Consider the following 20,612-nt stretch of genomic DNA (forward strand, 5'->3'; position numbering starts at 1 on the left):
GTCAGCCCCTCGTCGCATGCCGCCGCGGCGTCAGAGCGGGCGGACGGGACGGTGCTCGTAGAAGGTCTGCAGCACAACGGTCGTGCGAGTGCTGACGGATGCCGCGGCCCGGATGTCGCGGATGAGTCCTTCGAGGGCCCCTGGCGACGCGACCCGGACGAACAGCATGTAGGCGGCATCGCCCGCGATGGAGTGGCACGCCTCGATCGCTTCGAGGTGTTCGAGCAGTTCGGGCGCGTTGTCGGGCTGGGCGGGGTCGAGCGGTGTGATCTCGATGAACGCCGACAGCGGCCGGCCGATCGCCTCGGGATCGAGCACGGCGCGGTAGCCGGCGATCACACCCGTGCTCTCCAGTCGCCGCAGGCGTGTCTGCACGGCCGAGACCGACAGTCCGACCTCGCCCGAGATGTCGGACAGGGTTGCGCGGGCATCGCGAGCGATCACCTCGACGATGGCCTGGTCGACAGCATCCTCCATACGTGAAAGAATACCGGTAGATGTCCGGCTACACCGGAATGTTTCCTGTCACGCGTCGCTTCGGCGGCCGATCCTCACGATCGGAGGTTCCCATGTCCCTGACCGCACACCCCGCCACGGCCATCGTCGGAGAGCCCGAGGTCGTCGAAGACGGCCTCGCCAAGACAACACAGGTTGTCGAGGATGTCGTGAGCTCGTCCGCCTGGATCGCGCTCAAAGACGCGGCGACCGCGATGCAGACCCTGCAGGCGAAGGATGGATCGGTGCCGGAGGCAGCCGACCATCCCCGTGCGAGCGAACTCGTGCGCACCATCACCTCGTCGATCAAGACCCTCGCACCGAACTTTCCGCACGATGCCGACTACCTCGCCGCGTCGGTGCGCGACTTCGACCGGTGGATGTCCGGCGGCTTCGGCGTGCCCGACTTCCTCGACTCACTCGTCGCCTTCCAGCCGCAGCAGCACCGCATCGACGGACTTCGTCACCTCGTCGTGTTCCCGATGTACACGCAGAACGGTTCGCAGAACCGGTTCGTCGAGGCGCTGCTCGTCGAGGTGATCTGGCCCGAGTTCATCGCCCAACTCGAGACCGAGTACACCAACCGGCTATTCGTCTCGCTGCGCCTGCTCGACTTCACACCGGGGTACGACACCAACAGCGCCGTGCTGTTTCCCGAGACGGTCGCGATGCGCGAGATCCCCGTGTTCGCGTGGGGCGCGATCTTCCAAGACCGCGAGGCGGCACGCTACCGCCGCGTCGTGGGCGCGGCATCCGACATCACCAAGCTCGAACTGCCCGCCGCGGCGGCTCGCATGCTCGATGACCAGGCGCTCACCGAGCAGACCTTCGTGATGTGGGACATCATCCACGACCGCACGCACATGCGCGGCGACCTGCCGTTCGACCCGTTCATGATCAAGCAGCGGATGCCGTTCTTCCTGTACTCGCTCGAAGAGCTGCGCTGCGACCTCACCGCGTTCCGCGAGTGCGTGAACATCCAGTCCCGTCTGCAGGCGCGCGTCGAGGCAGGCGACGAGCTGACATCGGCGGAGACCGAGATGCTCGAGCACGCCGGGCTCGTGCAGTACGCCGTCATCTTCGACCGCATCTTCCGCTTCGCGATCACCGGCACGCGGGTGCGCAACTATGACGGACTGGGCGGACAGCTGCTGTTCGCGTGGCTGCACCAGCGGGGCGTGCTGCACTGGACCGACACGTCGCTGGCCTTCGACTGGCACGACGTGCCGGCAGCGGTCATCGGGCTCAGCGACGCGATCGACCGTCTGTACTGGGAGTCGATCGACCGCCCGAAGGTGGCACACTGGCTCGCCGCGTACGAGTTGGTGCGCGGCGTCGTCACCCCGCACCCGGCGTCGGTTTGGGCGAGGGGCCTGCCGACGGAGGTGCTGGCCGGTCCACCCAAGGGCTACACCGACGCGGTGTTGGATGACGAGTTCCCGCTGTCGATGTTCTTCGAGGCGCTCGAGAAGAAGATGCGCGACGTGATCGCGTCGACCGCCGGCATCCGCGGCACGGACGACTGACATGCCGGGCGTCGCGGGCCGCACCGTGCTCATCGCCGGCGCGACGAGCGCAGCCGGCGCTGCCGCCACCCACACCCTCACCGCCGCCGGCGCCGGCGTCATCGCCGTCGGACGCGACGCCGCGAAGCTCGCAGCGCTGTCGGTGGGCGCGCGCGGCGAGGTATGCGACCTGAGCGATGAGGATGCCGTTGCAGCGTTGGCGGGGCGGTTGCGGGGCGACGGGGTGCGTGTCGACGGAGTGCTGCACCTCGTCGGGGGGTGGCGCGGAGGCGGCGGGCTGGCGGGCCAGACCGATGCGGACTATCGGTTCCTCGAGCACGGGTTCACGGCGCTGCGGCACGTGTCGCGTGCCTTCGACGCCGACCTGCGCGCATCGGATGCCGGGCGCTTCGCGATCGTGTCTTCGACCGCCGTGCAGCGGCCGCTCGCCGGTGGCGCGAACTATGCAGCCGTGAAGGCCGCGTCGGAGGCGTGGACGCGCGCCGTCGCGCACGGCTTCGCGAAAGCAGCCCGGGATGCCGACGAGCCGCTGCGCACGGCCGCCGTGACGTTCCGTGTCACCGCGCTCGACGGCCTCGAGCAGGCGCTCGCCGATGCGTTCGTCGGCCTCTGGGACGTCGATGCCGCCGACGTGAACGACACCGTCATCCCGCTCGCCTGATCGCCGAACCTCGGATCAGGTCTGGTCGTTGCCGGCCGTTGCCGCCGGCGTCGGGGCTGCGGTCTCGTCGGGCTTGACCGACTCGAGCTGACCGGCGAACGACTGCGACAGCTTGCGGTACGAGCGGGTCGCGAACGCGAGGATCGCGGCGACGACCATGATGAGCCCCGCGAACAGGAACACGAGCGCCATGCCGCGCGCCTCACCTTCGCCCAGCAGCCAGCCCCACGTCTGCTCGCCCTCGCTGGAATCCATGTAGGGGATGATCCAGAACTGGGCCAGCGGCGCGATCAGGAACGCGGTGATCGGCGCCGCCGCCGACTCAAACGCCTGCGCGAACCCGAAGACCCGCCCCTGCCTGCGGAACGGCACGACCTTCTGGATGACGGTCTGCTCGGCCGCTTCGACGGCTGGGATCAGGCACATGTACGCCCAGATGCCGACGAGGTACAGCCACCACCATTCCCGGATCGTGAACACGGCACCCAGCAGGCCCATCGCGATGACGCACCACAGCAGTGTGCGCACGGGGTTTCGACCGAGGCCCTTCGCGGCGATCACCCCACCGCCGATGAGGAAGCCCGTCGCCGTCACGGCCAGCACGATGCCCCAGATCTTCACGTCGAACAGGGTGAGCCCGTACGGGTCCATGAGCGCCATGTAGACGCCGCCGATGAGGTTGTTGAACGTCGAGAAGATGAGCAGCGCGAACAGCCCGGGAACGAGCAGGATCGTCGCGATGCTGCCCCGGATGTCGACCTTCGGCGCCTGGCCGTCGACGCGCTCGGGCTCGTCCTCGGGCACGGTGAGGGTCAGCAGGTGCACGAGCGCCGCGGTCGTGAACACGAGCGCGATCACGACCGTCCACCCCATGCCGACGAGGCCGATCGCGAACCCCGAGAACACGCTCGTCACGATGAACGCGAGCCCCTGCACGGTGCCGACCAAGCCGTTCGCGTTCGCGTGGCGCTCGACCGGCACCAGCAGCGTCACGGTCGTCGACAGCGCGATGTTGCGCATGTTCTCGATGACGGCGCCGAACAGGATGATCGCCGAGAAGATCCAGAACCACGGCTGCCCGAGATCGATCATCGTCGACTCGGGGAACAGGAGGAACAGCGACCCCGCCACGGCGAAGGCGGCGAGGGTGATGAAGCTCGAGACGACCATGACGCGATGCTTGCGGTGACGGTCGACGAACGTGCCGAACGGGATCGCGAACACCGCCAGGAACAGCATGTACGCGCCGCCGATGATGCCGGTCGCGAGCACCGACTGCGTCTCGAGATACGCCCAGAACGTGAGCGCGAACCACAGGAAGCTCGTCGTGACGTTCGCGACCGCGGTGTTGACGAGCACGGCCATGAAGGTGCGCATGGATGCGAGCGTACTCAGCACCTCCGACACGCAACAGGCGGCAATTAGGCTGGACTCTCGTGACGACGATCCATGACCGCGCCGTGCGCGGCTTCGCCAGCGACAACTACTCCGGTGTGCACCCCGAGGTGCTCGAGGCGATCGCCGCTGCCAACGACGGGCACCAGATCGCCTACGGCGAAGACGTCTACACGACGCGGCTGCAGGAGGTGCTCGCAGCGCACTTCGGCGAGGGGGTCGAAGGGTTCCCGGTGTTCAACGGCACCGGGGCGAACGTCGTCGGGCTGCAGTCGATGCTGCCGCGGTGGGGAGCCGTGATCGCGGCATCCACCGCCCACATCAACGTCGACGAGGGCGGCGCGCCGGAGCGGGTCGCGGGCATCAAGATCCTGAACGTGCCCACCGACGACGGCAAGCTCACCCCCGACCTCATCGACCGCGAGGCCTGGGGCTGGGGCGACGAGCACCGCGCACAGCCGCTCGTCGTGTCGATCACGCAGTCGACCGAACTCGGCACCCTGTACACGCCCGAAGAGATCCGCTCGATCGCCGACCACGCCCACGCGCGCGGCATGAAGCTGCACCTCGACGGCGCACGCCTGTCGAACGCCGCCGCCGCTCTCGACCTGCCGCTGCGCGCGTTCACGCGGGATGCCGGCGTCGACGTGCTCAGCCTCGGCGGCACCAAGAACGGCGCGATGCTCGGCGAGTGCGTCGTCGTGCTCGAACCGACGTCATCAGAAGGACTGCTGTTCCTGCGCAAACTCAACATGCAACTCTCCAGCAAAATGCGCTTCGTCTCGGCACAGCTGATCGCCCTGCTCGAAGGCGACCTCTACCTGCGCAACGCGCGGCATGCCAACGCGATGGCGCAGCGCCTCCGGGGCGCCGTCGAGGCGGGCATCGCCGACGGATCGATCCACGGGGTCGCATTCACCCAGCCCACGCAGTCCAACGGCGTGTTCGCGACGCTGCCCGACGGCGTCGCCGACCGGCTGCGCGAGTCGTTCCGCTTCTACGACTGGGATGCCGCGCGCAACGAGGTGCGCTGGATGTGCTCCTTCGACACCCACGAAGACGACGTGGATGCGTTCGTCGCCGAACTCGCGCGGCTGACCGCCGGCGCCTGAGCGCCGGCGCGGCGCGTCAGTCCTTCGCCGCGAGGCTCTCTTCGGGTTCGACGAGCTCGTCGTCGTCTTCGTCGTGCGCGAGGTCGACCTCGATGATCTCGACGGTGCTGTCGGCCACGACGTCGTCGGGGGCTGCGACGATCTCGGGGGCGAGCACGAGTTCGAACTCGGGTTCGACCGCTTCCTCGGCCGGTGCGTCGCCTTCGACATCGACGTCATCGGTGACGAGATCGGCCGACGCGCCGGCGCCGGGATCCCGCAGCGACACGGACTCACCCGCGCCCTCTGCGCGCATCAACTCACGGACGTCCGCCATGAAGCTCGACAGCTGGTGCTGCTGCCAGCGCAGCTGACGGGTGCGGTCTTCGGCATCGCGCAGCACGGCATCGGCGTGGCTCGTGACGGCGTCGATGATCTGCTGGGCGCGGTCGCGGGCACGGTCCATGTGCTCACGTGCCTTCAGCTGCGCGTCGGCGTCGATCTGCGCAGCCTGCGCACGCATGAGCCGGTCGAAATCGTCGGCCTTCGCGGTGATGCGCTGCGAGTGCTCGAGGGATGCCGCGACCTGGTCGTTGGCATCCTTCGTGATGCGCTCTGCGTGCGCGACCGCCTGGTTGTGCAGTGCGAGAAACTCCTGCTGCGCGTCGTCCTGACGGCGGGTCAGCGACTCCTCGAAGTCGAGCGCGCGGCGCCGCAGCTCGCGTACCGCGTCGTCGGCCTCGGCACGCGACTGGTCGGTCTCGCGCGCGACCAGACCGCGCAGGGCAGCAGCGGACTTCTCGGCCTCGGTGCGGATCGCCGCCGCTTCGCGCTCTGCCTGCGCCACCTTCTCGGCGGCGTGCGCCGTCTGCCGCTCGAGCTGCGCGGTGTGAGCGGTCAGCTCGGTCGAGATGCGCACGCGCGCCTGCTGCGCCTCGTGCTCGGCACGCGAGCGGATCGCCTCGGCGTCGGCCTGCGCCTCGGCGCGCCGCTGCTGGATGTCGACGTCTGCCGCCGCGAGCAGCCGGTCGGCCTGCAGGCTGGCGTTCTTGATGATGACCGACGCCTGCTCCTCGGCGACGTGCAGCACCTCTTCGAACCGCTGCCGGTTCGCCGACTCACCCGCAGCGTCGCGCAGCTCGTCGGTGAGCGTTGCGACGCGATCTTCGGCGGTGTTCGCCTTGGCCTCGGCAACCGTGAGCTTGCTCTCGAGATCGGCGATCGCCGCCTCGTGCTGCGCCTCTGCGTCGGCGATGGCGCGGCGGTGGCGCTCCTGCACGACGCCCATCGCCGACTCACCGGCGCGCACGCGTGCGTTCAGCTCGGAGATCGCCGAATCGACCTCGCTCTTGTCATAGCCGCGGAAGGCCGTCGTGAAGTCGGCGTCGCCGTCGGACGACTGCTGATGCTGTTGCGAGAGCAGGTCGTCGAAGGCCGAGCGTGGCTCGGTGATGTCAGGGGTCGGGCGGTCGTCGGACACGGATACTCCGAGGGGGTGGGGGATCAGAAACCGCACACTCGGCTTCTGAGACAAACGGTACCCGTTCGCGCCCGCTCCGCGTAGCCGCGCGGTCAGGCGCCGGGCGTGAGCCACTCCCGGTAGGCGTCGAAGCCGTAGGGGCGACCGAGGAACGATTCGACGAGGTCTGCAGCGTCACGCGAACCACCCGGCTCGAGGATCTCGCGGCGGTAGCGCTCGGCGACCGTCGGGTCCAGCAACTCGCCGCCGAACCCCGACAGCAGGTCGCGCGCGATGACGAGGCTCCACTGGTACGTGTAGTAGCAGGCGCCGTAGCCGGTCAGGTGCCCGAACCCGGCATACGAGTGCAAGCCCGCGAGCGGCTGCACGGGCGACGTGACCCGGTACCAGTGCTCGGTCGCGGCCTGCAGATCTTCGGGTCGGTCGACGTGCAGGTGGTACGACACGTTCGCGTGACCGAGCTGTCGGCGCACCTCGAGCGCACGGCCGAAACCGTCGGCGACCTTCATCTTCTCGACGAGGTCGGCCGGGATCGGATCCCCCGCGGCGTTCGCCGTGAATGTCGCCAGCACCTCGGCATCCCACGCCCACTCCTCGAGCAGCTGGCTGGGCGCCTCGACGAAGTCCCACTCGGTCGCGACACCGGTGAAGCGGGCGAAACGCTGTCCGCCGCCCAGGATCGCGTGGACGAGGTGACCGAACTCGTGGAAGAACGTCGTGACCTCGTCGTGCGTGAGCAGGCCCCGCGAGAAGTTGCACAGCAGCACCGACTCTGCCAGCACCCGCCCCGAGATGCCCGGCGCGAGCCCGAAGCACGCGGCGTGCGAGAACTTGCCGTCGCGCGGATGCAGATCGAGGTGGATGCGGCCGAGCCGCTCGCTGCCGCGCACGACGTCGTAGGAATGCACGTCGTCATGCCAGGTGGGCGTATCGACCGGCACGTATTCGACGTCGAGGAGGCGCCCTGTGGTCTGCAGCACGCCGGGCAGCACCTTCTCGAACGGAAAGTAGGAACGCACTTCCTGCGCGTCGACGTCGAAGCGCTCCTTCTTCAGCACGCTCAGCAGGTGGAAGAAGTCGGCGATCGTGACGGCCTCGGCATCCGGCACGTCCTGCCGCAGCCGGTCGAGGAGGATCGGGTACTCCGCGTCGGCGGCATCGCGCGACGCGACGTCGAGGCGCTGCAGGAACTCGGCGATCGCCGCACCGGTGCCGATCATGCGGGTCTCGGTCTCGAAGTCGGCCCAGTCTCCGTAGCCGAGCAGCTTGGCACGCTCCTCGCGCACGGCGAGGAGCTCGGCGAGCACGGCGTCGTTCTCGGGCCATGCCAACTCGTTGTACGCGCCGACGAGGGCTGTGCGCGTGTCGCGGTCGGTCGCATACTCGCGCACCGGCATGAGGTCGGGGTAGTCGGTCGTGAGCGCGACGAGGCCGTCGTCGCCGGCGGGGTGGGCGTCGATGAAGTCCTGTGGGAGGCCGACAAGCCCCTCGGGCGCGACCCGGACGCTGCGTTTGCCGTCGCGCACATTGCGGGAGAATTCGAGGCTCAGCGCGGTGTCGCGGTCGGTGAGTTCTCGCACGCGCTCGCGTACGGCGTCGGGCAGGTCGACGCCACCGCGGCGGAAGTCGCGCAGGGTGTGCTCGAGGAGCCTGACCTGCTCATCGTCGAGCCCCGCCGTGTCGAGACCGTCGAGCGCCGCGAACAGCTCACGGTCGAGCAGGCGCTGCGCACTGAGGGCCTCGAGGGTCTGCACCTGCTCCTCCGCGATCCCGCGCACGTCGCCATCGGGGTGCGACTCGCTCAGCAGGTACGCCTCATGCGTCGCCTGCGACAACGCGATGTCGGCGTCGTTCCACAGCTCGAGGGCTGCGGCGGCATCGGCGGGGCCGGCTTTGAGGGCGGCATCCATCTCGGCGACGGTCGCGATCGCGGCGGTCGGCCGCTCGGTCACGAAAGCCGTCCACCCGGCGGAATCGGTCGGAAACTGCAGAGGTTCGCTCATCCTCCGAGCCTACGGCCGGCATGCGACGTCGGGGACGCGCGACCGGCCGTGCACACCGGCGGTCGCCGCATGGCGCGACCGGGGTCAGCGCAGGGCGCCGACGGATGCCAGGGCGAGGCGCACGAGGGTCGAGCGGCCGCCCTCCATCTCGGCGGCGAGCGACTCGGATGCCGCCTCCTCCGGCGACATCCAGGTGACCTCGAGCGCGTCCTGGCGCGGTTCGCACGTGCCCGTGACGGGCACGACGAACGCGAGCGACACAGCGTGCTGGCGGTCATCGTGGAACGCGCTCACGCCCGGGATCGGAAAGTACTCGGCGACCGTGAACGGCACCGGCTGCGGCGGCAGCAGCGGGAACGCCATCGGACCGAGGTCGTTCTCGAGGTGGCGGAACAGCGCGTCGCGCACCGGCTCGCCGTAGCGGACGCGCCCCGAGACGATGGTCCGGGTAATCTCACCGACGGGCGTCGCCCGCAGCAGGATGCCGACCTCGGTGACCGTGCCGATCCCGTCGGTGCGCACCGGCACCGCTTCGACGTACAGCATCGGCAGCCGGCGGCGGGCTTCAGCGAGCTCGACGTCGGTCAGCCACGCCGGATTGGCGGCATCCCCACCGAGCGACCCGAGGCCCCGCAGCGGATCCGGACGTGCGCCGTCGTCGTCGCGCTCGTTCGGGTCGGGGTCGGGGGTGCGGACGGCCATGCATCCTGTATACCCCAGCCACGCCGCACCGCAGGGCGCCCGGCCGGTACGGCGCGGGGCGGACGGGCCGGTACGACCACCAGCTGCCGGCGTCGGTGCCGTTTGGCAGGATGAGGGAATGACCGACGATCTCACTCTTGATGCGGATGCTGTCATCTGGTCGGCGCCCGAGCCAGAGCGCGCCGGCAAACCGCTACTGGTGCTGCTGCACGGCTACGGCTCCGACGAGCGCGACCTGTTCGGGCTCGCGCCGTATCTGCCGGAGGGCTTCGTGGTCGCCTCCGTGCGCGCGCCGTTGTCGCCGCCGTTCCCGACACCGGGGTGGTCGTGGTACCCGATCGAGGGGCTCGAGGGCCGCGGGTCGGATGCGATCACGGCATCCGCGCGGGCCGTGCTCGACTGGCTCGACACGCATGCGGCAGACGCGGCGTCGGTGGGGATGCTGGGGTTCTCGCAGGGTGCGGCGATCGCGTTGCAGGCGCTTCGGCTGCGGCCGGAGGGCGTCGCGTTCGTCGTGAACCTCGCCGGGTACGTGGATGCCGATCCGCTCCCGACCGATGAGGCACTCAAGGCCCTGCGGCCGCCGGTGTTCTGGGGCCGCGGCGCGCGCGACGAGGTGATTCCCGCAGACCGTGTCGAGCACACCGTGCAGTGGCTGCCCGAGCATGTCGAACTCAGCGGGCGGGTGTACGCGGGGTTGACGCACAGCGTTTCGCAGGACGAGCTCGACGACGTCGCGACGTTCCTCGCGAAGCAGTTGGAGTCCTGAGCCGTCCCTGCGACCGACGCTCTTGTAAACGCAGCGTTCACGAACTACTGGGCAGCAGCCGAACGTCGTCGGGCAGCATACGCGGAGCTCGCGGCATCCCCCTCATCGCGCCGTCGAATCTGTACCCCGATCGTCGTGTCGGTGACGCGCTCGTGGCGGGCACCCCGGGCGGTGGCGGACGTGTCGAGGGTGCGGTGCGGGTGATCCGCGCGCAGATGGCCGATATGCCGGGTGAGGCGATGCGCGCCATCATCGCGGAGTCGCTGCAGGGCGGCGCGCAGCCGGCGCGAACGTCACCGAGCGCCGCTCACCGCACGATGCAGACGGTGCTCGACCGGGCGGCCGCGCGCGGCGAGCCCGTGGATGCCGCGGCATCCGACGTGCGGATCGATGCCGCCGCCGCCGTGCAACATTCAGTCTCCGCGACGTTGACCCACCGATTCGGGCCGTTTTCGGCCGATTCAGGCTCGCGCAGACTGAATATTGAACCGGATCGGAAGATGCCAGGTGCGCGGCGACTGGCCCCACTCAGCGGCCGTGGAACACGGGCGGGCGCTTGGCCTGGAAGGCGGCGAAGCCCTCGCGGTAGTCGTCGGTGTCGCAGAGGGCAGCCTGCGCGGCGTTCTCGGTCGTCATGGATGCCCACAGGCCCAGTCGCTGGTCGCGGAGGTAGGCGATGAGCTGCTTGCTGGCGACGAACGCGGCGGTCGCCCCGGATGACGCCTTCGCGGCCGCAGCCTCGGTCTCGGCCACCACGGTGTCGGCAGGGAAGGTCTGGGAGAACAGGCCGGATGCCACGGCCTCCGCGCCGGTCATCAGTCGCCCCGTGTAGATCAGGTCGAGGGTCTTGTGTGCGCCGAGGCGCTCGAAGAACAGCGCGTGCCCGCCGGAGTCGAGCGTCGCGCCGAGGGCCGCGAACGGGGAGCCGATCTTCGCGTTCTCGGCGACGTAGACGACGTCGGTCGCGATCAGCAGACCCAGCCCTACGCCGAGGCACGCGCCGTGCGCGGCGGCGAAGGTCGGTGCGGGGAACGCGGCCATCCGCTGCAGCAGCGGGGTGACCAGCCCGTCGAGGTAGCCGGCCACATCGTCGGTGCGCGGGTCGACGCCGGAGATGTCGCGGCCGGCGCAGAACGCGCGCCCCTCGCCGCGGAGCACGAGCGCCCGGACGCCTGCGGCCTCGGCGCCTGAGTACGCGGCATCCAGGTCACGGACGGCCCGCTCGTCGAGCGCGTTGAGCTTGTCGGGGTTGTTGAGCACGATCATCGCGACGTCGCCGTCGATGCGCAGGTCGATCATGGTGTCGATCATCGGGTCCTCACACGTCGTAGTCGACGACGACCCGGTCGGTCGTCGGGTGGGATTGGCAGGTCAGCACGTACCCGGCGTCGAGTTCGTCGGGTTCGAGCGCGTAATTCTCGGTCATCGTCACCGAGCCGTCGATGAGCTTGGCGCGGCAGGTGCCGCAGACCCCGCCCGAGCAGGCGAACGGGGCGTCCGGGCGCACCCGCAGCGCGGCGGTGAGGATCGACTCGCGCGCCGCGACCGGCGATTCGACCGTCGAGGACTGCCCGTCGAGGGACAGCTCTATCGTGCGCACCGGGTCGCCGGCCTTCACGACGACGGGGCGATCCGATCCGCGCGGGTGGTCGCCGGTCGTGAACAGTTCGAACCGCACGTGCGCGCGGTCGACGCCGAGATCGTCGAGGGTGTCCCGGCACAGCTGCACGAGGTCGATCGGGCCGCACAGGAACCACTCGTCGACGGTGGCGGGCAGCACGAGCCGGTCGAGGATCGTGCCGAGCCGTTGCGCATCGATCCTCCCCGACAGCAGCGGCGCCGACCGCTGCTCGCGCGAGAGGACGTGATGCAGCGCGAGGCGGGTCGGGTAGCGGTCCTTCAGGTCGGCGAGCTCTTCGAGGAACATCACGTCCGGCGTCGACCGGTTCGTGTAGACGAGGGTGAACCGCGACGTGTCGGACCGGCCGAGCACGGCGGTCGCGAGGGCCATCAGCGGCGTGATGCCGGAGCCCGCCGCGATGCCGGCGATGTGCGCACCATCGAGGTCTGCGGCATCCAGTCCTCCCCCGACACGTGCCGAGGTGAACGCCCCGTCGGGGCTCATGACGTCGATGACGTCGCCCGGATGCAGCTGCGTCTGCGCCCATGTCGAGAACAGCCCGCCCTCGTCACGCTTGATGCCGACGCTCACCGAGCCGCGCTGCGGCGGACGGCACAGCGAGTACGAGCGGCGCAGCTCGTGACCGTCGATCTGCGCCCGCAGTGCCACGTACTGCCCAGGCAGGTAGTCGAAGGCGTCGGCGAGGTCGTCGGGGACCGTGAAGGTGACCTCGACGGCGTCGTCGGTGAGCGGGCGCACCTCGGCGACGGTGAGCGGGTGGAACCGTGCGCGCGTGCGTCCGGCGCTCGGCCCGCCGACGGCGGAGCGCAGCAGGGTGTCGGCGACGGCATCCGTCTGGTGCGCCATCAGTGCACCTTGAAGTGGTCGAAGGGCTCGAGGCACGCGCGACATTCGTACAGCGCCTTGCACGCCGTCGAGGCGAACCGGGTGACCTCGCGGGTGTCGGTCGAGCCGCAGCGCGGGCAGGCGACGGCGGGGCGGGTCAGGCTGAGCCGGACCGGGATAGGACCGGATGCCGCTGCCCGGCCTGTCGGCGGCGCGATGCCGAACGCGGCGAGCTTGCGCTTGCCGGTCTCGGTCATCCAGTCGGTCGTCCACGCGGGGGTGAGGGTCGTGCGCACCTCGACGTCGTCGAACCCGGCGGCGGCGAGCGCGAGCACGACGTCGTCGCGGATCGTGTCGACGGCGGGGCAACCGGAGTAGGTGGGCGTGATCGTGACGACGACCCGGTCACCGTCGAGCGTGACGCCGCGCAGGATGCCGAGGTCGGCGATCGTCAGCACCGGCACTTCGGGGTCGCGCACCTCGGCGGCCACTTCGCGGGCGTGGGCGAGGCGGGCATCGGTCGCGGTCACCATGTCGCCCCCGGATGCTGCCGGGCGAGCACCTGCATCTCGGCGAGCAGGAACCCGAGCGTCGGGAAGTGCCGCCCCTGCCGCCCGCCGCCCGCGGACGGCGGCGTCTCGGGTACCGTGAGCTCCGCTTCGGCGAACACCGCGGCGATGACGGCGTCGAATGGCGCCCGCAGCGTCGAGGGACGCACGGCGATGCCGTCGAGCCGGTCGAGCAGCGGCTCGTCGCGGAACAGCTCGTCGACGTACGGCCAGAGGTCACAGGGCGCACGCAGCATCCGGCGGCGCGACTCGTCGGTGCCGCCGGCGAGCCGGAGCGTCCACTGCACGGCGTGGTCGCGGTGGTACTCGACCTCTTTCACGGCCTTCGCGGCGACGGCGGCGAGCGTCGCATCCGACGAGGACTGCAGCGCCGTGTAGAGCTCGAACTGATAGACGGATGCCGCGAGCTGCCGCACGATCGTCTGCGCGAAGTCGCCGTTTCGCTGTTCGAAGAGCCACGCGCACCGGAAGTCATGCTCGTCGCGCCAATACGCGAGGTCGTCTTCGGTGCGGTTCGTCGCGGTGCCTGCGTAGTGGAGGAGGGAGCGGGCGTGGCCGAGCAGGTCGAGCGCGATGTTCGCGAGCGCGACGTCTTCTTCGAGCTCGGGCGCGCGGGCGATCCACATGCCGAGCTGCTGCGACAGGATGAGCGCGTCATCGCCCAGCCACAGCGCGTACTCGGCGACGTCGGGCGTTGCGACGGCATCCGTGCCGGCGAGCTCGGCCGACAGCTCGATGCGCTCGACGGTGACGTCGCCGTGATCGGTGCTGGATGCGGCGGTCACAGGTGCGGCACCCCCTCCGACGCGGTGTAGTACACGGCGTGTCGGTAGTTCTTGCCGGCGGGGCTCTCGAAGAACGCGCCCTTGCTGTCGGGATCGCTCGTCGTGATGGCATCAGCGGGCACGACCCACACCGAGACGCCCTCGCCGCGGCGGGTGTAGAGGTCGCGGGCGTTGCGCAGGGCCATCTCGGCGTCGGGGGCGTGCAGCGATCCGGCGTGCACGTGGCTGAGCCCGCGGGATGCCCGAACGAACACCTCCCACATCGGCCACGTCTCGGCCTCGGATGCACCTGCCGTGGTCATGCTGCCTCCTCGGTTCGCGCTGCCTGCTTGCGGGCGTACGCGGCGGCGGCCTCGCGCACCCACGCACCGTCGTCGTGTGCGTCGCGTCGGTGCTGGATGCGGACGGCGTTCATCGGCCCGCGGCCCGACAGCACCTCGTGGAACTCATCCCAGTCGATGTCGCTCGTGTGCCAGCGGCCGGCATCCTCATCCCACCGCAGCTCGGGGTCGGGGAGCGTGACGCCGAGGATCTCGGCCTGCGGCACCAGCATCCCGATGAAGCGCTGACGCAGGTCGTCGTTGGAGAAGCGCTTGATCTTCCACGCCATCGACCGCGCCGAGTTCGGCGACTGGTCGTCGGGCGGGCCGAACATCATGAGCGAGGGCCAGTACCAGCGGTTGACCGACTCCTGTGCCATCTCGCGCTGCGAGGGCGTGCCCTGCATGAGGGCGAGCAGGATCTCGAACCCCTGCCGCTGATGGAACGACTCCTCTTTGCAGATGCGCACCATCGCGCGGGCGTATGGGCCGTAGGAGGCGCGGCACAGCGGCACCTGGTTGCAGATCGCGGCGCCGTCGACGAGCCAGCCGATCGCGCCCATGTCGGCCCAAGACGGGGTCGGGTAGTTGAAGATCGACGAGTACTTCGCACGGCCGTCGATGAGCTGCTCGGTCATCTCGTCGCGCGTGATGCCGAGCGTCTGCGCGGCCGAGTAGAGGTAGAGGCCGTGACCGGCCTCATCCTGCACCTTCGCCATCAGGATCGCCTTGCGCTTGAGGCTCGGGGCACGGGTGATCCAGTTGCCCTCGGGCTGCATGCCGATGATCTCGGAGTGCGCGTGCTGCGAGATCTGCCGGATGAGCGTGCGCCGGTAGGCATCCGGCATCCAGTCGCGCGGTTCGACACGCGAATCCTTCTCGATGAGTTCGTCGAAGGCCGCCTGCCCCGCCTCGTCGATCTCCGGCGCCATTGCCGTCGTCATCGTCGACTCCTTTACAGACCGATCGTTCAGTAAAAAGTGTACGCGGCGGGAGTTGCGGCGACAACCGGTGCGTAACTCCTGAGTTTCGGTGCCCGGACGGCGAGGATCGCCCGTTTCAGGGGGTGCGCGTGCGATTTCTGAGGAGTTGCGCACGGGGCGGGCGGCGGCACGCGGGTCGGATCAGGCCGGCGCCGGGCGGTCGGTGGTCACCGAGCGGCCACGGAACTCGGCGACGATCTCGCCCGCGGCATCCGTGACGGTCACGTCGTAGAGGCCGGTGCGGCCGGAGCGGATGCGGCGGCGAGCCGTCGCGGTGAGCACGTCGCCCTCGCCGGTCGAGCGCAGGAAGGTGATGTCGGCACCGGCGGCGACCGTGACCTTGTCGTCTTCGTTGCAGGCGACGGCGAAGGCGGTGTCGGCGAGCGCGAACACGAGCCCACCGTGGGTGATCGCGAAGCCGTTGAGCATGTCGGCGCGCACCGTCATCGACACGACGGCGATCCCAGGTTCGTCGCGTTCGATGCGCATGCCGAGGACAGCGGATGCCGCGTCCGCGCGCAACATCGGCCGCGACGACTCGCCCAGATTCGAGCCCGGGCTCACACCGGCTCCTTGGCCACCAGGGTCAGCACGTCGTAGGTCGCGACGATCTCGTCGCGTTGGTTGCGGATGACGGCATCCCACCGCACCTCGCCGTATTCGTCGGTCTCGCGCGGCGTGATCTGCTTCGCGGTCAGCACCACCCCGATCTCGTCGCCCGGCGAGACCGGCGTGACGAACCGCAGGTTCTCGAGGCCGTAGTTGGCGAGCACGGGGCCCGGATCGGGGTCGACGAACAGGCCCGCCGCCCACGAGACGAGCAGGTAGCCGTGCGCGACCCGCCCCGGGAAGAACGGGTTGGCGGCGGCGGATTCCTCATCCATGTGCGCGTAGAACGTGTCGCCGGTGAAGTGCGCGAACGTCTCGATGTCATCCAGCGTGACGGCCCGCAGGGGCGAGGCGAGCTGGTCGCCGATGCGGAGCTCTGCGAGCGACTTGCGGAACGGGTGCACGCCGTCCGCCGACGCCGCAGCACCCTGATGCCAGACACCGGTGATCGCGGTCAGCATCTCGGGCGAGCCCTGCACGGCGGTGCGCTGCATGTGGTGCAGCACGGCGCGGATGCCGCCGAGCTCTTCGCCGCCGCCGGCCCGTCCGGGACCGCCGTGCACGAGGTGCGGCACCGGGGCGCCGTGGCCGGTCGAGGTGCGGGCGTTCTCGCGGCTGAGGAACAGCACACGCCCGTTGGCCGCGCCGATCCGCGACATGAGTGCGACGGCGACGCCGGGATCGGCAGTCGCGACGCTCGTGACGAGCGACCCGCCGCCGCGCGCGACGAGGTCGGCGGCCTCGTCGAGGTCGCGGTAGGTGAGGATGCTGCTGACCGGACCGAACGCCTCCACCTCGTGCACGGCGGTCCCGGCATCGGGGTCGAAGCCGAGCACGAGCGGGGCGAGGAACGCGCCGTCGGGCGCCACCCCGCGCGAGCCGTCGGCACGGACGACCTCCGGTGCGTCGGTGGACCCGAGGAGGATGCGGCCACCGGCATCCGTCAGCGCCGCGACGCTGCGCAGCACTTCGTCGCGCTGCGCGGTCGAGACGAGCGGCCCCATCGTGACGCCCTCGGCGTGCGGGTCGCCGATGACGACGCGCTCGGCGAGTTTCTCGCCGAGCGCCGCGACGAGCGGTTCGACCGTCCCCTCGGGCACAATCGCGCGGCGAATGGCGGTGCACTTCTGGCCCGCCTTCGTGGTGAGCTCGACCATCCACTGCTTGACGTAGGCATCGAACTCGGGCGTGCCGGGCGCGGCATCCGGTCCGAGCACGGACGCGTTGATCGAGTCGGTCTCGCTCGTGAACCGCACCCCGGATGCCGCCTGCGCGCGCAGCTTGGCGGCCGTCGACGCGCTGCCGGTGAAGCCGACGAGGTCGCCGAGTCGCAGTAGGTCGAACAGTCCGGGCACGGCACCGCTCACGAGTTGCAGCGAGCCGTCCGGCAGCAGGCCGGTTTCGACGAGCATCCGCACCCACGCTTCCGCGACGTAGGCGGTGGGGGTGGCGGGTTTGACGATCGTCGGCACGCCGGCGAGGAAGGCCGGTGCGAACTTCTCGAGCGCGCCCCACACCGGAAAGTTGAACGCGTTGATCTGCACCGCGACGCCGGGCAGGCGTGTGTAGACGTGACGGCCGATGAAGCTCCCGTCCTTCGACAGCGGCTCGACCGGGCCGTCGACGACGACCTGCGCGTTGGCCAGTTCGCGCCTCCCCTTCGACGAATAGGTGAACAGCACGCCGATGCCGCCGTCGACATCATTGAGCGAGTCGCGCTCGGTCGCGCCGGCGCGCTTCGACAGCTCGTAGAGCTCGCCCTTGCGCTCGGTGAGCGCGATCGCGAACTGCTTGAGCAGCATCGCGCGCTGGTGGAAGGTCATCTCGCCGAGGCTGCGCTGTCCGACGGTGCGGGCATATTCGATCGCACCGCCGAGGTCGACGCCCTCGCTGCTGACACGCGCGACCTCCTCGCCCGTCGACGCGTCGCGCACGACGGCCGCATCGGCGTCGGCGGCGGCATCCGGCATCCACCACGCCCCCTGCAGATAGCTGGGCAGGACGTTGGTCATCAGTCACTCCATTCGTAGAAGCCGCGGCCGGTCTTTCGCCCCAGGTCGCCGCGTGCCACTAGGTCGCGCAGCAGTTGTGGCGGGGCGAACCGGTCGCCGAGTCGTTCGTGCAGCTGCTCCGCGATGCCCAGGCGCACGTCAAGCCCGACGAGGTCGGTCGTGCGCAGCGGACCGGTGGGATGCCGATACCCGAGCTCCATCGCGGCGTCGATGTCGGCCGCCGTCGCGACCCCCTCTTCGACCATGCGGATCGCCTCGAGCCCGAGCGCAAGACCGAGCCGGCTGGAGGCGAACCCGGGCGCGTCAGCGACGACGATCGGCGTCTTGCCGAGCGCTTCGACCCAGTGCGTGGCGCGTTCGACGACCTCGGGATCAGTCGCGGCGCTGACGACGATCTCGACGAGCGCGGAGGCGGGCACCGGGTTGAAGAAGTGCAGCCCGACGAACCGTTCAGGACGGTTCAGGATGCCGGCGAGGTCGCCCACCGGGATCGATGACGTGTTCGTGGCGATGACGGCATCCGGTGCGACCGCCGCCTCGATGCGGGCGAGCGCATCGTGCTTGAGCGCGCGGTCTTCGGGCACGGCCTCGACGACGAGCGCGCAGCCGTCGAGGGTGGCCGCGTCGGTAGTCGTGGCGACGCGGGCGAGCAGCGCGTCGAGCGGTTCGTCGACCGTGCCGCGCTCGACGCTGCGCGCGAGGCTCTGCGCGATGCGGGATGCCGCGGCATCCGCCGCCGCCACGTCGCGCTCGACGACGCACACCGTGGCGCCCGCCAGCACGAACGCATGCGCGATCCCCGCACCCATCCGCCCGCCGCCGACGACACCGACCCGTTCCGGGATCATCGCTTCCGCTCCCTCCGCTCCAGGAACGCCGTCATGCGTCGATGCTTCTCGGGCGACTCGAACAGCTCCGCCTGCAATTCCAGCTCGATCACCGGGTGGGTGTCGGCCGGGGCACGCAGGGCGGTCTTGGTGTGCCGCACGGCGAGCGGGTCGAGCGCGGCGATCCGGTCGGCGAGCGCGTGCGCGGCGTCGAGCAGGCCGTCGGCAGGATGCAGGGCCGACAGCAGCCCCCACTCGAGCGCTTCGGCGCCGCTGAGGATCCGCCCGGTGAGCAGCAGTTCGGCCGCCCGCGCGTCGCCGACGAGCTGCGGCAGCCGCCAGGTCGCACCGGCGGCGGCGATGATGCCAAGCCCCGGCTCTGGGTTGCCGATGCGCACCTCGGGCGTGCCGATGCGAAGGTCTGCGGCGTAGGCGAGTTCGGCGCCGCCGCCGAGCGCGTAGCCGTCGACGGCCGCGATGACCGGCATCGGGAGGGCGGCGACCCGGCGGAACGCGTGCGTATTGATGCCCGCGCGGGCGTCGTCGGCCCCGCGCTCGCGGAGCTGTCCGATGTCGGCGCCCGACGCGAAGACGCCCCCGGCGCCGGTGAGGATCAACACCCGCGGGTCGGTCTCGAGCTCGGCGCACAGCGCGTGGAGGGCGTCGATGGTCGCCTGGTCGATCGCGTTGCGAACCTCGGGACGGTCGAGGGTCGCGACGACGCGGTCGGTGCGTCGGTCGACGCGGAGCGGCTCGGCCATCGGCATCCCCTTCGATCACGACGACTGCGATTACCTTACCGCTCGTTCAGTATTTCTACCAGCCGCGGCCGTGCGGGGTGCCAGACTGTGCGTATGGCACCGACGAGCGCACCCGGCGACGACGCCGCGCGTCGCAGGGGACGCCCGGGTTACGACCGGCAGCAGATCCTCGATCTCGCGGTGCAGCTGTTCATCACGCAGGGCTACGACGCGACGAGCGTCGCCGACCTCGCCGCGCGCTTCGGCCTCACCAAGAGTGCGCTGTACCACCACTTCCGCAGCAAAGAAGAGCTTCTCGGGGTTGCGCTCGACCAAGCCCTCGGCGCCCTGGAGGGTGTGCTCGACGAGCCCGCCGCGACGACCGGAACCGCTGCCGACCGGCTCGCGTTCGTCATCCGCTCCGCCGTCGAGGTGCTGATCGCGCACCTTCCGGCGGTGACGCTGCTGCTGCGCGTGCACGGAAACAGCGACGTCGAGCGGGATGCCCTGGCTCGTCGTCGCAGCTTCGACCAGCGCGTCGCGGGCCTCACGCGCGAGGCGCAGGCCGAGGGCGCGATCCGCCCCGACGTGGATGCCGCCGTCGCCACCCGCCTCATCTTCGGCATGGTCAATTCCATCACCGAGTGGTACCGGTCCGAGCGCGGTGACGACCCCGGCATCCTCGCCGACGACGTGCTGCGCATCGCCCTCGACGGACTGCGGGTGCCGGGCGCCTGACGCTGGCTCGGTTCGCCTGGCGCGCATGGTCGACACGCCGCCGCTCGCCTGGCACGTTTGGTCGTCAGCCGACGCGGATGCCGCAACTTGCGCCAGGCGAAGGGTGCCACTCAGCGTGCGGAGTCGGGCGCGTCGGGTGCGTCGTCGTCGGGCGCGTCGCCGTCGCGGCCGGGCTTCGAGGATGCCGCGCCGAGCGCGATCGCGATCGCGACACCGATGCCCGCACCGAGCGCGACGCCAATGCCGATGTTGTCGAGCGCGACGCCGAACGACATGCCGACGCCGAGTCCGATCGCGATCCCGGCACCCCAGGCCCACGAGTTCGTGCCATCGCCATCCTTCTCGGCGTCATCGGGCTGCTGATCGTCCATGCTTCGACGCTACGCAGGGGCGAGCGCCCCGGCATCCCTCCCACGGCGGAGATGCCTCCGCTACCATGG

Annotated in this window: 21 protein-coding genes; 5 read left to right on the plus strand and 16 right to left on the minus strand. The window is 70.2% G+C overall.

The genetic code is table 11. The features are described from left to right. Positions 1–30: 30 nt before the first annotated feature. Positions 31–477 (minus strand): Lrp/AsnC family transcriptional regulator, encoded by a 447-nt coding sequence (locus ACSF8R_RS04645; protein WP_434810690.1) that lies wholly within the window; start codon positions 475–477, stop codon positions 31–33. 92 nt (positions 478–569) lie between these two features. Between ACSF8R_RS04645 and ACSF8R_RS04650 the strand changes: the two genes are divergently transcribed. Both ACSF8R_RS04650 and ACSF8R_RS04655 read left to right on the plus strand, forming a co-directional pair. After that, positions 570–2,021 carry a DUF6421 family protein gene (locus tag ACSF8R_RS04650; protein ID WP_434810691.1) on the plus strand — a complete coding sequence of 484 codons (1,452 nt, stop codon included), beginning with the start codon at positions 570–572 and terminating at the stop codon, positions 2,019–2,021. A gap of 1 nt (position 2,022) precedes the next feature. Then, positions 2,023–2,682, plus strand: coding sequence for an SDR family NAD(P)-dependent oxidoreductase (locus tag ACSF8R_RS04655; protein WP_434810692.1), 660 nt, complete (start codon positions 2,023–2,025; stop codon positions 2,680–2,682). A 15-nt stretch (positions 2,683–2,697) separates the two neighbouring features. Here the strand turns inward: ACSF8R_RS04655 and ACSF8R_RS04660 are convergent, their stop codons facing one another. Continuing rightward, complete coding sequence (locus ACSF8R_RS04660) at positions 2,698–4,059, minus strand: MFS transporter (protein ID WP_434810693.1); 1,362 nt, start codon at positions 4,057–4,059, stop codon at positions 2,698–2,700. Between the two features lie 59 nt (positions 4,060–4,118). Here ACSF8R_RS04660 and ACSF8R_RS04665 point away from each other — a divergent pair, with 59 nt between their 5' ends. Continuing rightward, positions 4,119–5,189, plus strand: a complete 1,071-nt coding sequence (locus ACSF8R_RS04665; protein ID WP_434810694.1) for a threonine aldolase family protein — start codon at positions 4,119–4,121, stop codon at positions 5,187–5,189. Between the two features lie 16 nt (positions 5,190–5,205). Here ACSF8R_RS04665 and ACSF8R_RS04670 read toward each other — a convergent pair whose 3' ends face one another. The 3 genes from ACSF8R_RS04670 to ACSF8R_RS04680 form a co-directional block, all read right to left on the minus strand. Then, complete coding sequence (locus ACSF8R_RS04670) at positions 5,206–6,648, minus strand: cell division initiation protein (protein ID WP_434810695.1); 1,443 nt, start codon at positions 6,646–6,648, stop codon at positions 5,206–5,208. 92 nt (positions 6,649–6,740) lie between these two features. Further along, on the minus strand, positions 6,741–8,651 hold the full coding sequence (locus ACSF8R_RS04675) for a M3 family metallopeptidase (protein WP_434810696.1): 1,911 nt from the start codon (positions 8,649–8,651) through the stop codon (positions 6,741–6,743). 84 nt (positions 8,652–8,735) lie between these two features. Next, positions 8,736–9,353 (minus strand): NUDIX hydrolase family protein, encoded by a 618-nt coding sequence (locus ACSF8R_RS04680; protein ID WP_434810697.1) that lies wholly within the window; start codon positions 9,351–9,353, stop codon positions 8,736–8,738. 118 nt (positions 9,354–9,471) lie between these two features. On the opposite strand from ACSF8R_RS04680, the gene ACSF8R_RS04685 reads away from it, so the two are divergent. After that, entirely contained in the window at positions 9,472–10,122 is a 651-nt protein-coding gene (locus ACSF8R_RS04685) for an alpha/beta hydrolase (protein ID WP_434810698.1), read from the plus strand. A 528-nt stretch (positions 10,123–10,650) separates the two neighbouring features. Here ACSF8R_RS04685 and ACSF8R_RS04690 read toward each other — a convergent pair. The 10 genes from ACSF8R_RS04690 to ACSF8R_RS04735 form a co-directional block, all read right to left on the minus strand. Continuing rightward, complete coding sequence (locus ACSF8R_RS04690) at positions 10,651–11,421, minus strand: enoyl-CoA hydratase/isomerase family protein (protein WP_434810814.1); 771 nt, start codon at positions 11,419–11,421, stop codon at positions 10,651–10,653. A gap of 19 nt (positions 11,422–11,440) precedes the next feature. Continuing rightward, positions 11,441–12,610 carry a 1,2-phenylacetyl-CoA epoxidase subunit PaaE gene (gene paaE, locus ACSF8R_RS04695; protein WP_434810699.1) on the minus strand — a complete coding sequence of 390 codons (1,170 nt, stop codon included), beginning with the start codon at positions 12,608–12,610 and terminating at the stop codon, positions 11,441–11,443. Then, a complete protein-coding gene (gene paaD, locus ACSF8R_RS04700; protein WP_434810700.1) occupies positions 12,610–13,122 on the minus strand; it encodes a 1,2-phenylacetyl-CoA epoxidase subunit PaaD in 513 nt (170 codons plus the stop codon). The genes paaE and paaD overlap by 1 nt, the downstream gene beginning before the upstream one ends. Next, entirely contained in the window at positions 13,116–13,943 is an 828-nt protein-coding gene (gene paaC / locus ACSF8R_RS04705; protein ID WP_434810701.1) for a 1,2-phenylacetyl-CoA epoxidase subunit PaaC, read from the minus strand. Before paaC ends, paaD begins: the two co-directional genes overlap by 7 nt. After that, positions 13,940–14,245 (minus strand): 1,2-phenylacetyl-CoA epoxidase subunit PaaB, encoded by a 306-nt coding sequence (gene paaB / locus ACSF8R_RS04710; protein WP_434810702.1) that lies wholly within the window; start codon positions 14,243–14,245, stop codon positions 13,940–13,942. Before paaB ends, paaC begins: the two co-directional genes overlap by 4 nt. After that, complete coding sequence (gene paaA / locus ACSF8R_RS04715; RefSeq protein ID WP_434810703.1) at positions 14,242–15,207, minus strand: 1,2-phenylacetyl-CoA epoxidase subunit PaaA; 966 nt, start codon at positions 15,205–15,207, stop codon at positions 14,242–14,244. Before paaA ends, paaB begins: the two co-directional genes overlap by 4 nt. 180 nt (positions 15,208–15,387) lie before the next feature. After that, positions 15,388–15,771: a hydroxyphenylacetyl-CoA thioesterase PaaI gene (paaI, locus tag ACSF8R_RS04720; RefSeq protein WP_434810815.1), complete on the minus strand. Its 384-nt coding sequence runs from the start codon at positions 15,769–15,771 to the stop codon at positions 15,388–15,390. Between the two features lie 35 nt (positions 15,772–15,806). Beyond that, on the minus strand, positions 15,807–17,867 hold the full coding sequence (gene paaZ, locus ACSF8R_RS04725) for a phenylacetic acid degradation bifunctional protein PaaZ (RefSeq protein WP_434810704.1): 2,061 nt from the start codon (positions 17,865–17,867) through the stop codon (positions 15,807–15,809). Then, positions 17,867–18,715 carry a 3-hydroxyacyl-CoA dehydrogenase family protein gene (locus tag ACSF8R_RS04730; protein WP_434810705.1) on the minus strand — a complete coding sequence of 283 codons (849 nt, stop codon included), beginning with the start codon at positions 18,713–18,715 and terminating at the stop codon, positions 17,867–17,869. Before ACSF8R_RS04730 ends, paaZ begins: the two co-directional genes overlap by 1 nt. After that, positions 18,712–19,455 (minus strand): enoyl-CoA hydratase/isomerase family protein, encoded by a 744-nt coding sequence (locus tag ACSF8R_RS04735; RefSeq protein WP_434810706.1) that lies wholly within the window; start codon positions 19,453–19,455, stop codon positions 18,712–18,714. The genes ACSF8R_RS04730 and ACSF8R_RS04735 overlap by 4 nt, the downstream gene beginning before the upstream one ends. A 93-nt stretch (positions 19,456–19,548) precedes the next feature. Between ACSF8R_RS04735 and ACSF8R_RS04740 the strand changes: the two genes are divergently transcribed. After that, positions 19,549–20,172, plus strand: a complete 624-nt coding sequence (locus ACSF8R_RS04740) for a TetR/AcrR family transcriptional regulator (RefSeq protein ID WP_434810707.1) — start codon at positions 19,549–19,551, stop codon at positions 20,170–20,172. A 110-nt stretch (positions 20,173–20,282) separates the two neighbouring features. Here ACSF8R_RS04740 and ACSF8R_RS04745 read toward each other — a convergent pair whose 3' ends face one another. After that, positions 20,283–20,543, minus strand: a complete 261-nt coding sequence (locus tag ACSF8R_RS04745) for a hypothetical protein (protein ID WP_434810708.1) — start codon at positions 20,541–20,543, stop codon at positions 20,283–20,285. Positions 20,544–20,612: the final 69 nt, after the last annotated feature.

This window comes from Microbacterium sp. bgisy189 (assembly GCF_965345345.1).
Lineage (GTDB): Bacteria > Actinomycetota > Actinomycetes > Actinomycetales > Microbacteriaceae > Microbacterium.

Bases quoted from the DNA above. Each gene is read 5' to 3' on its own strand.
- ACSF8R_RS04675 (WP_434810696.1), bottom strand. From the start codon at position 8,651: ATGAGCGAACCTCTGCAGTTTCCGACCGATTCCGCCGGGTGGACGGCT.
- ACSF8R_RS04680 (WP_434810697.1), bottom strand. From the start codon at position 9,353: ATGGCCGTCCGCACCCCCGACCCCGACCCGAACGAGCGCGACGACGAC.
- ACSF8R_RS04740 (WP_434810707.1), top strand. From the start codon at position 19,549: ATGGCACCGACGAGCGCACCCGGCGACGACGCCGCGCGTCGCAGGGGA.
- paaE (WP_434810699.1), bottom strand. From the start codon at position 12,610: ATGGCGCACCAGACGGATGCCGTCGCCGACACCCTGCTGCGCTCCGCC.
- ACSF8R_RS04660 (WP_434810693.1), bottom strand. From the start codon at position 4,059: ATGCGCACCTTCATGGCCGTGCTCGTCAACACCGCGGTCGCGAACGTC.
- ACSF8R_RS04645 (WP_434810690.1), bottom strand. From the start codon at position 477: ATGGAGGATGCTGTCGACCAGGCCATCGTCGAGGTGATCGCTCGCGAT.
- ACSF8R_RS04745 (WP_434810708.1), bottom strand. From the start codon at position 20,543: ATGGACGATCAGCAGCCCGATGACGCCGAGAAGGATGGCGATGGCACG.
- ACSF8R_RS04655 (WP_434810692.1), top strand. From the start codon at position 2,023: ATGCCGGGCGTCGCGGGCCGCACCGTGCTCATCGCCGGCGCGACGAGC.
- paaI (WP_434810815.1), bottom strand. From the start codon at position 15,771: ATGTTGCGCGCGGACGCGGCATCCGCTGTCCTCGGCATGCGCATCGAA.
- ACSF8R_RS04650 (WP_434810691.1), top strand. From the start codon at position 570: ATGTCCCTGACCGCACACCCCGCCACGGCCATCGTCGGAGAGCCCGAG.
- paaA (WP_434810703.1), bottom strand. From the start codon at position 15,207: ATGACGACGGCAATGGCGCCGGAGATCGACGAGGCGGGGCAGGCGGCC.
- ACSF8R_RS04685 (WP_434810698.1), top strand. From the start codon at position 9,472: ATGACCGACGATCTCACTCTTGATGCGGATGCTGTCATCTGGTCGGCG.
- paaZ (WP_434810704.1), bottom strand. From the start codon at position 17,867: ATGACCAACGTCCTGCCCAGCTATCTGCAGGGGGCGTGGTGGATGCCG.
- ACSF8R_RS04735 (WP_434810706.1), bottom strand. From the start codon at position 19,455: ATGGCCGAGCCGCTCCGCGTCGACCGACGCACCGACCGCGTCGTCGCG.
- ACSF8R_RS04690 (WP_434810814.1), bottom strand. From the start codon at position 11,421: ATGATCGACCTGCGCATCGACGGCGACGTCGCGATGATCGTGCTCAAC.
- ACSF8R_RS04730 (WP_434810705.1), bottom strand. From the start codon at position 18,715: ATGATCCCGGAACGGGTCGGTGTCGTCGGCGGCGGGCGGATGGGTGCG.
- paaD (WP_434810700.1), bottom strand. From the start codon at position 13,122: ATGGTGACCGCGACCGATGCCCGCCTCGCCCACGCCCGCGAAGTGGCC.
- paaB (WP_434810702.1), bottom strand. From the start codon at position 14,245: ATGACCACGGCAGGTGCATCCGAGGCCGAGACGTGGCCGATGTGGGAG.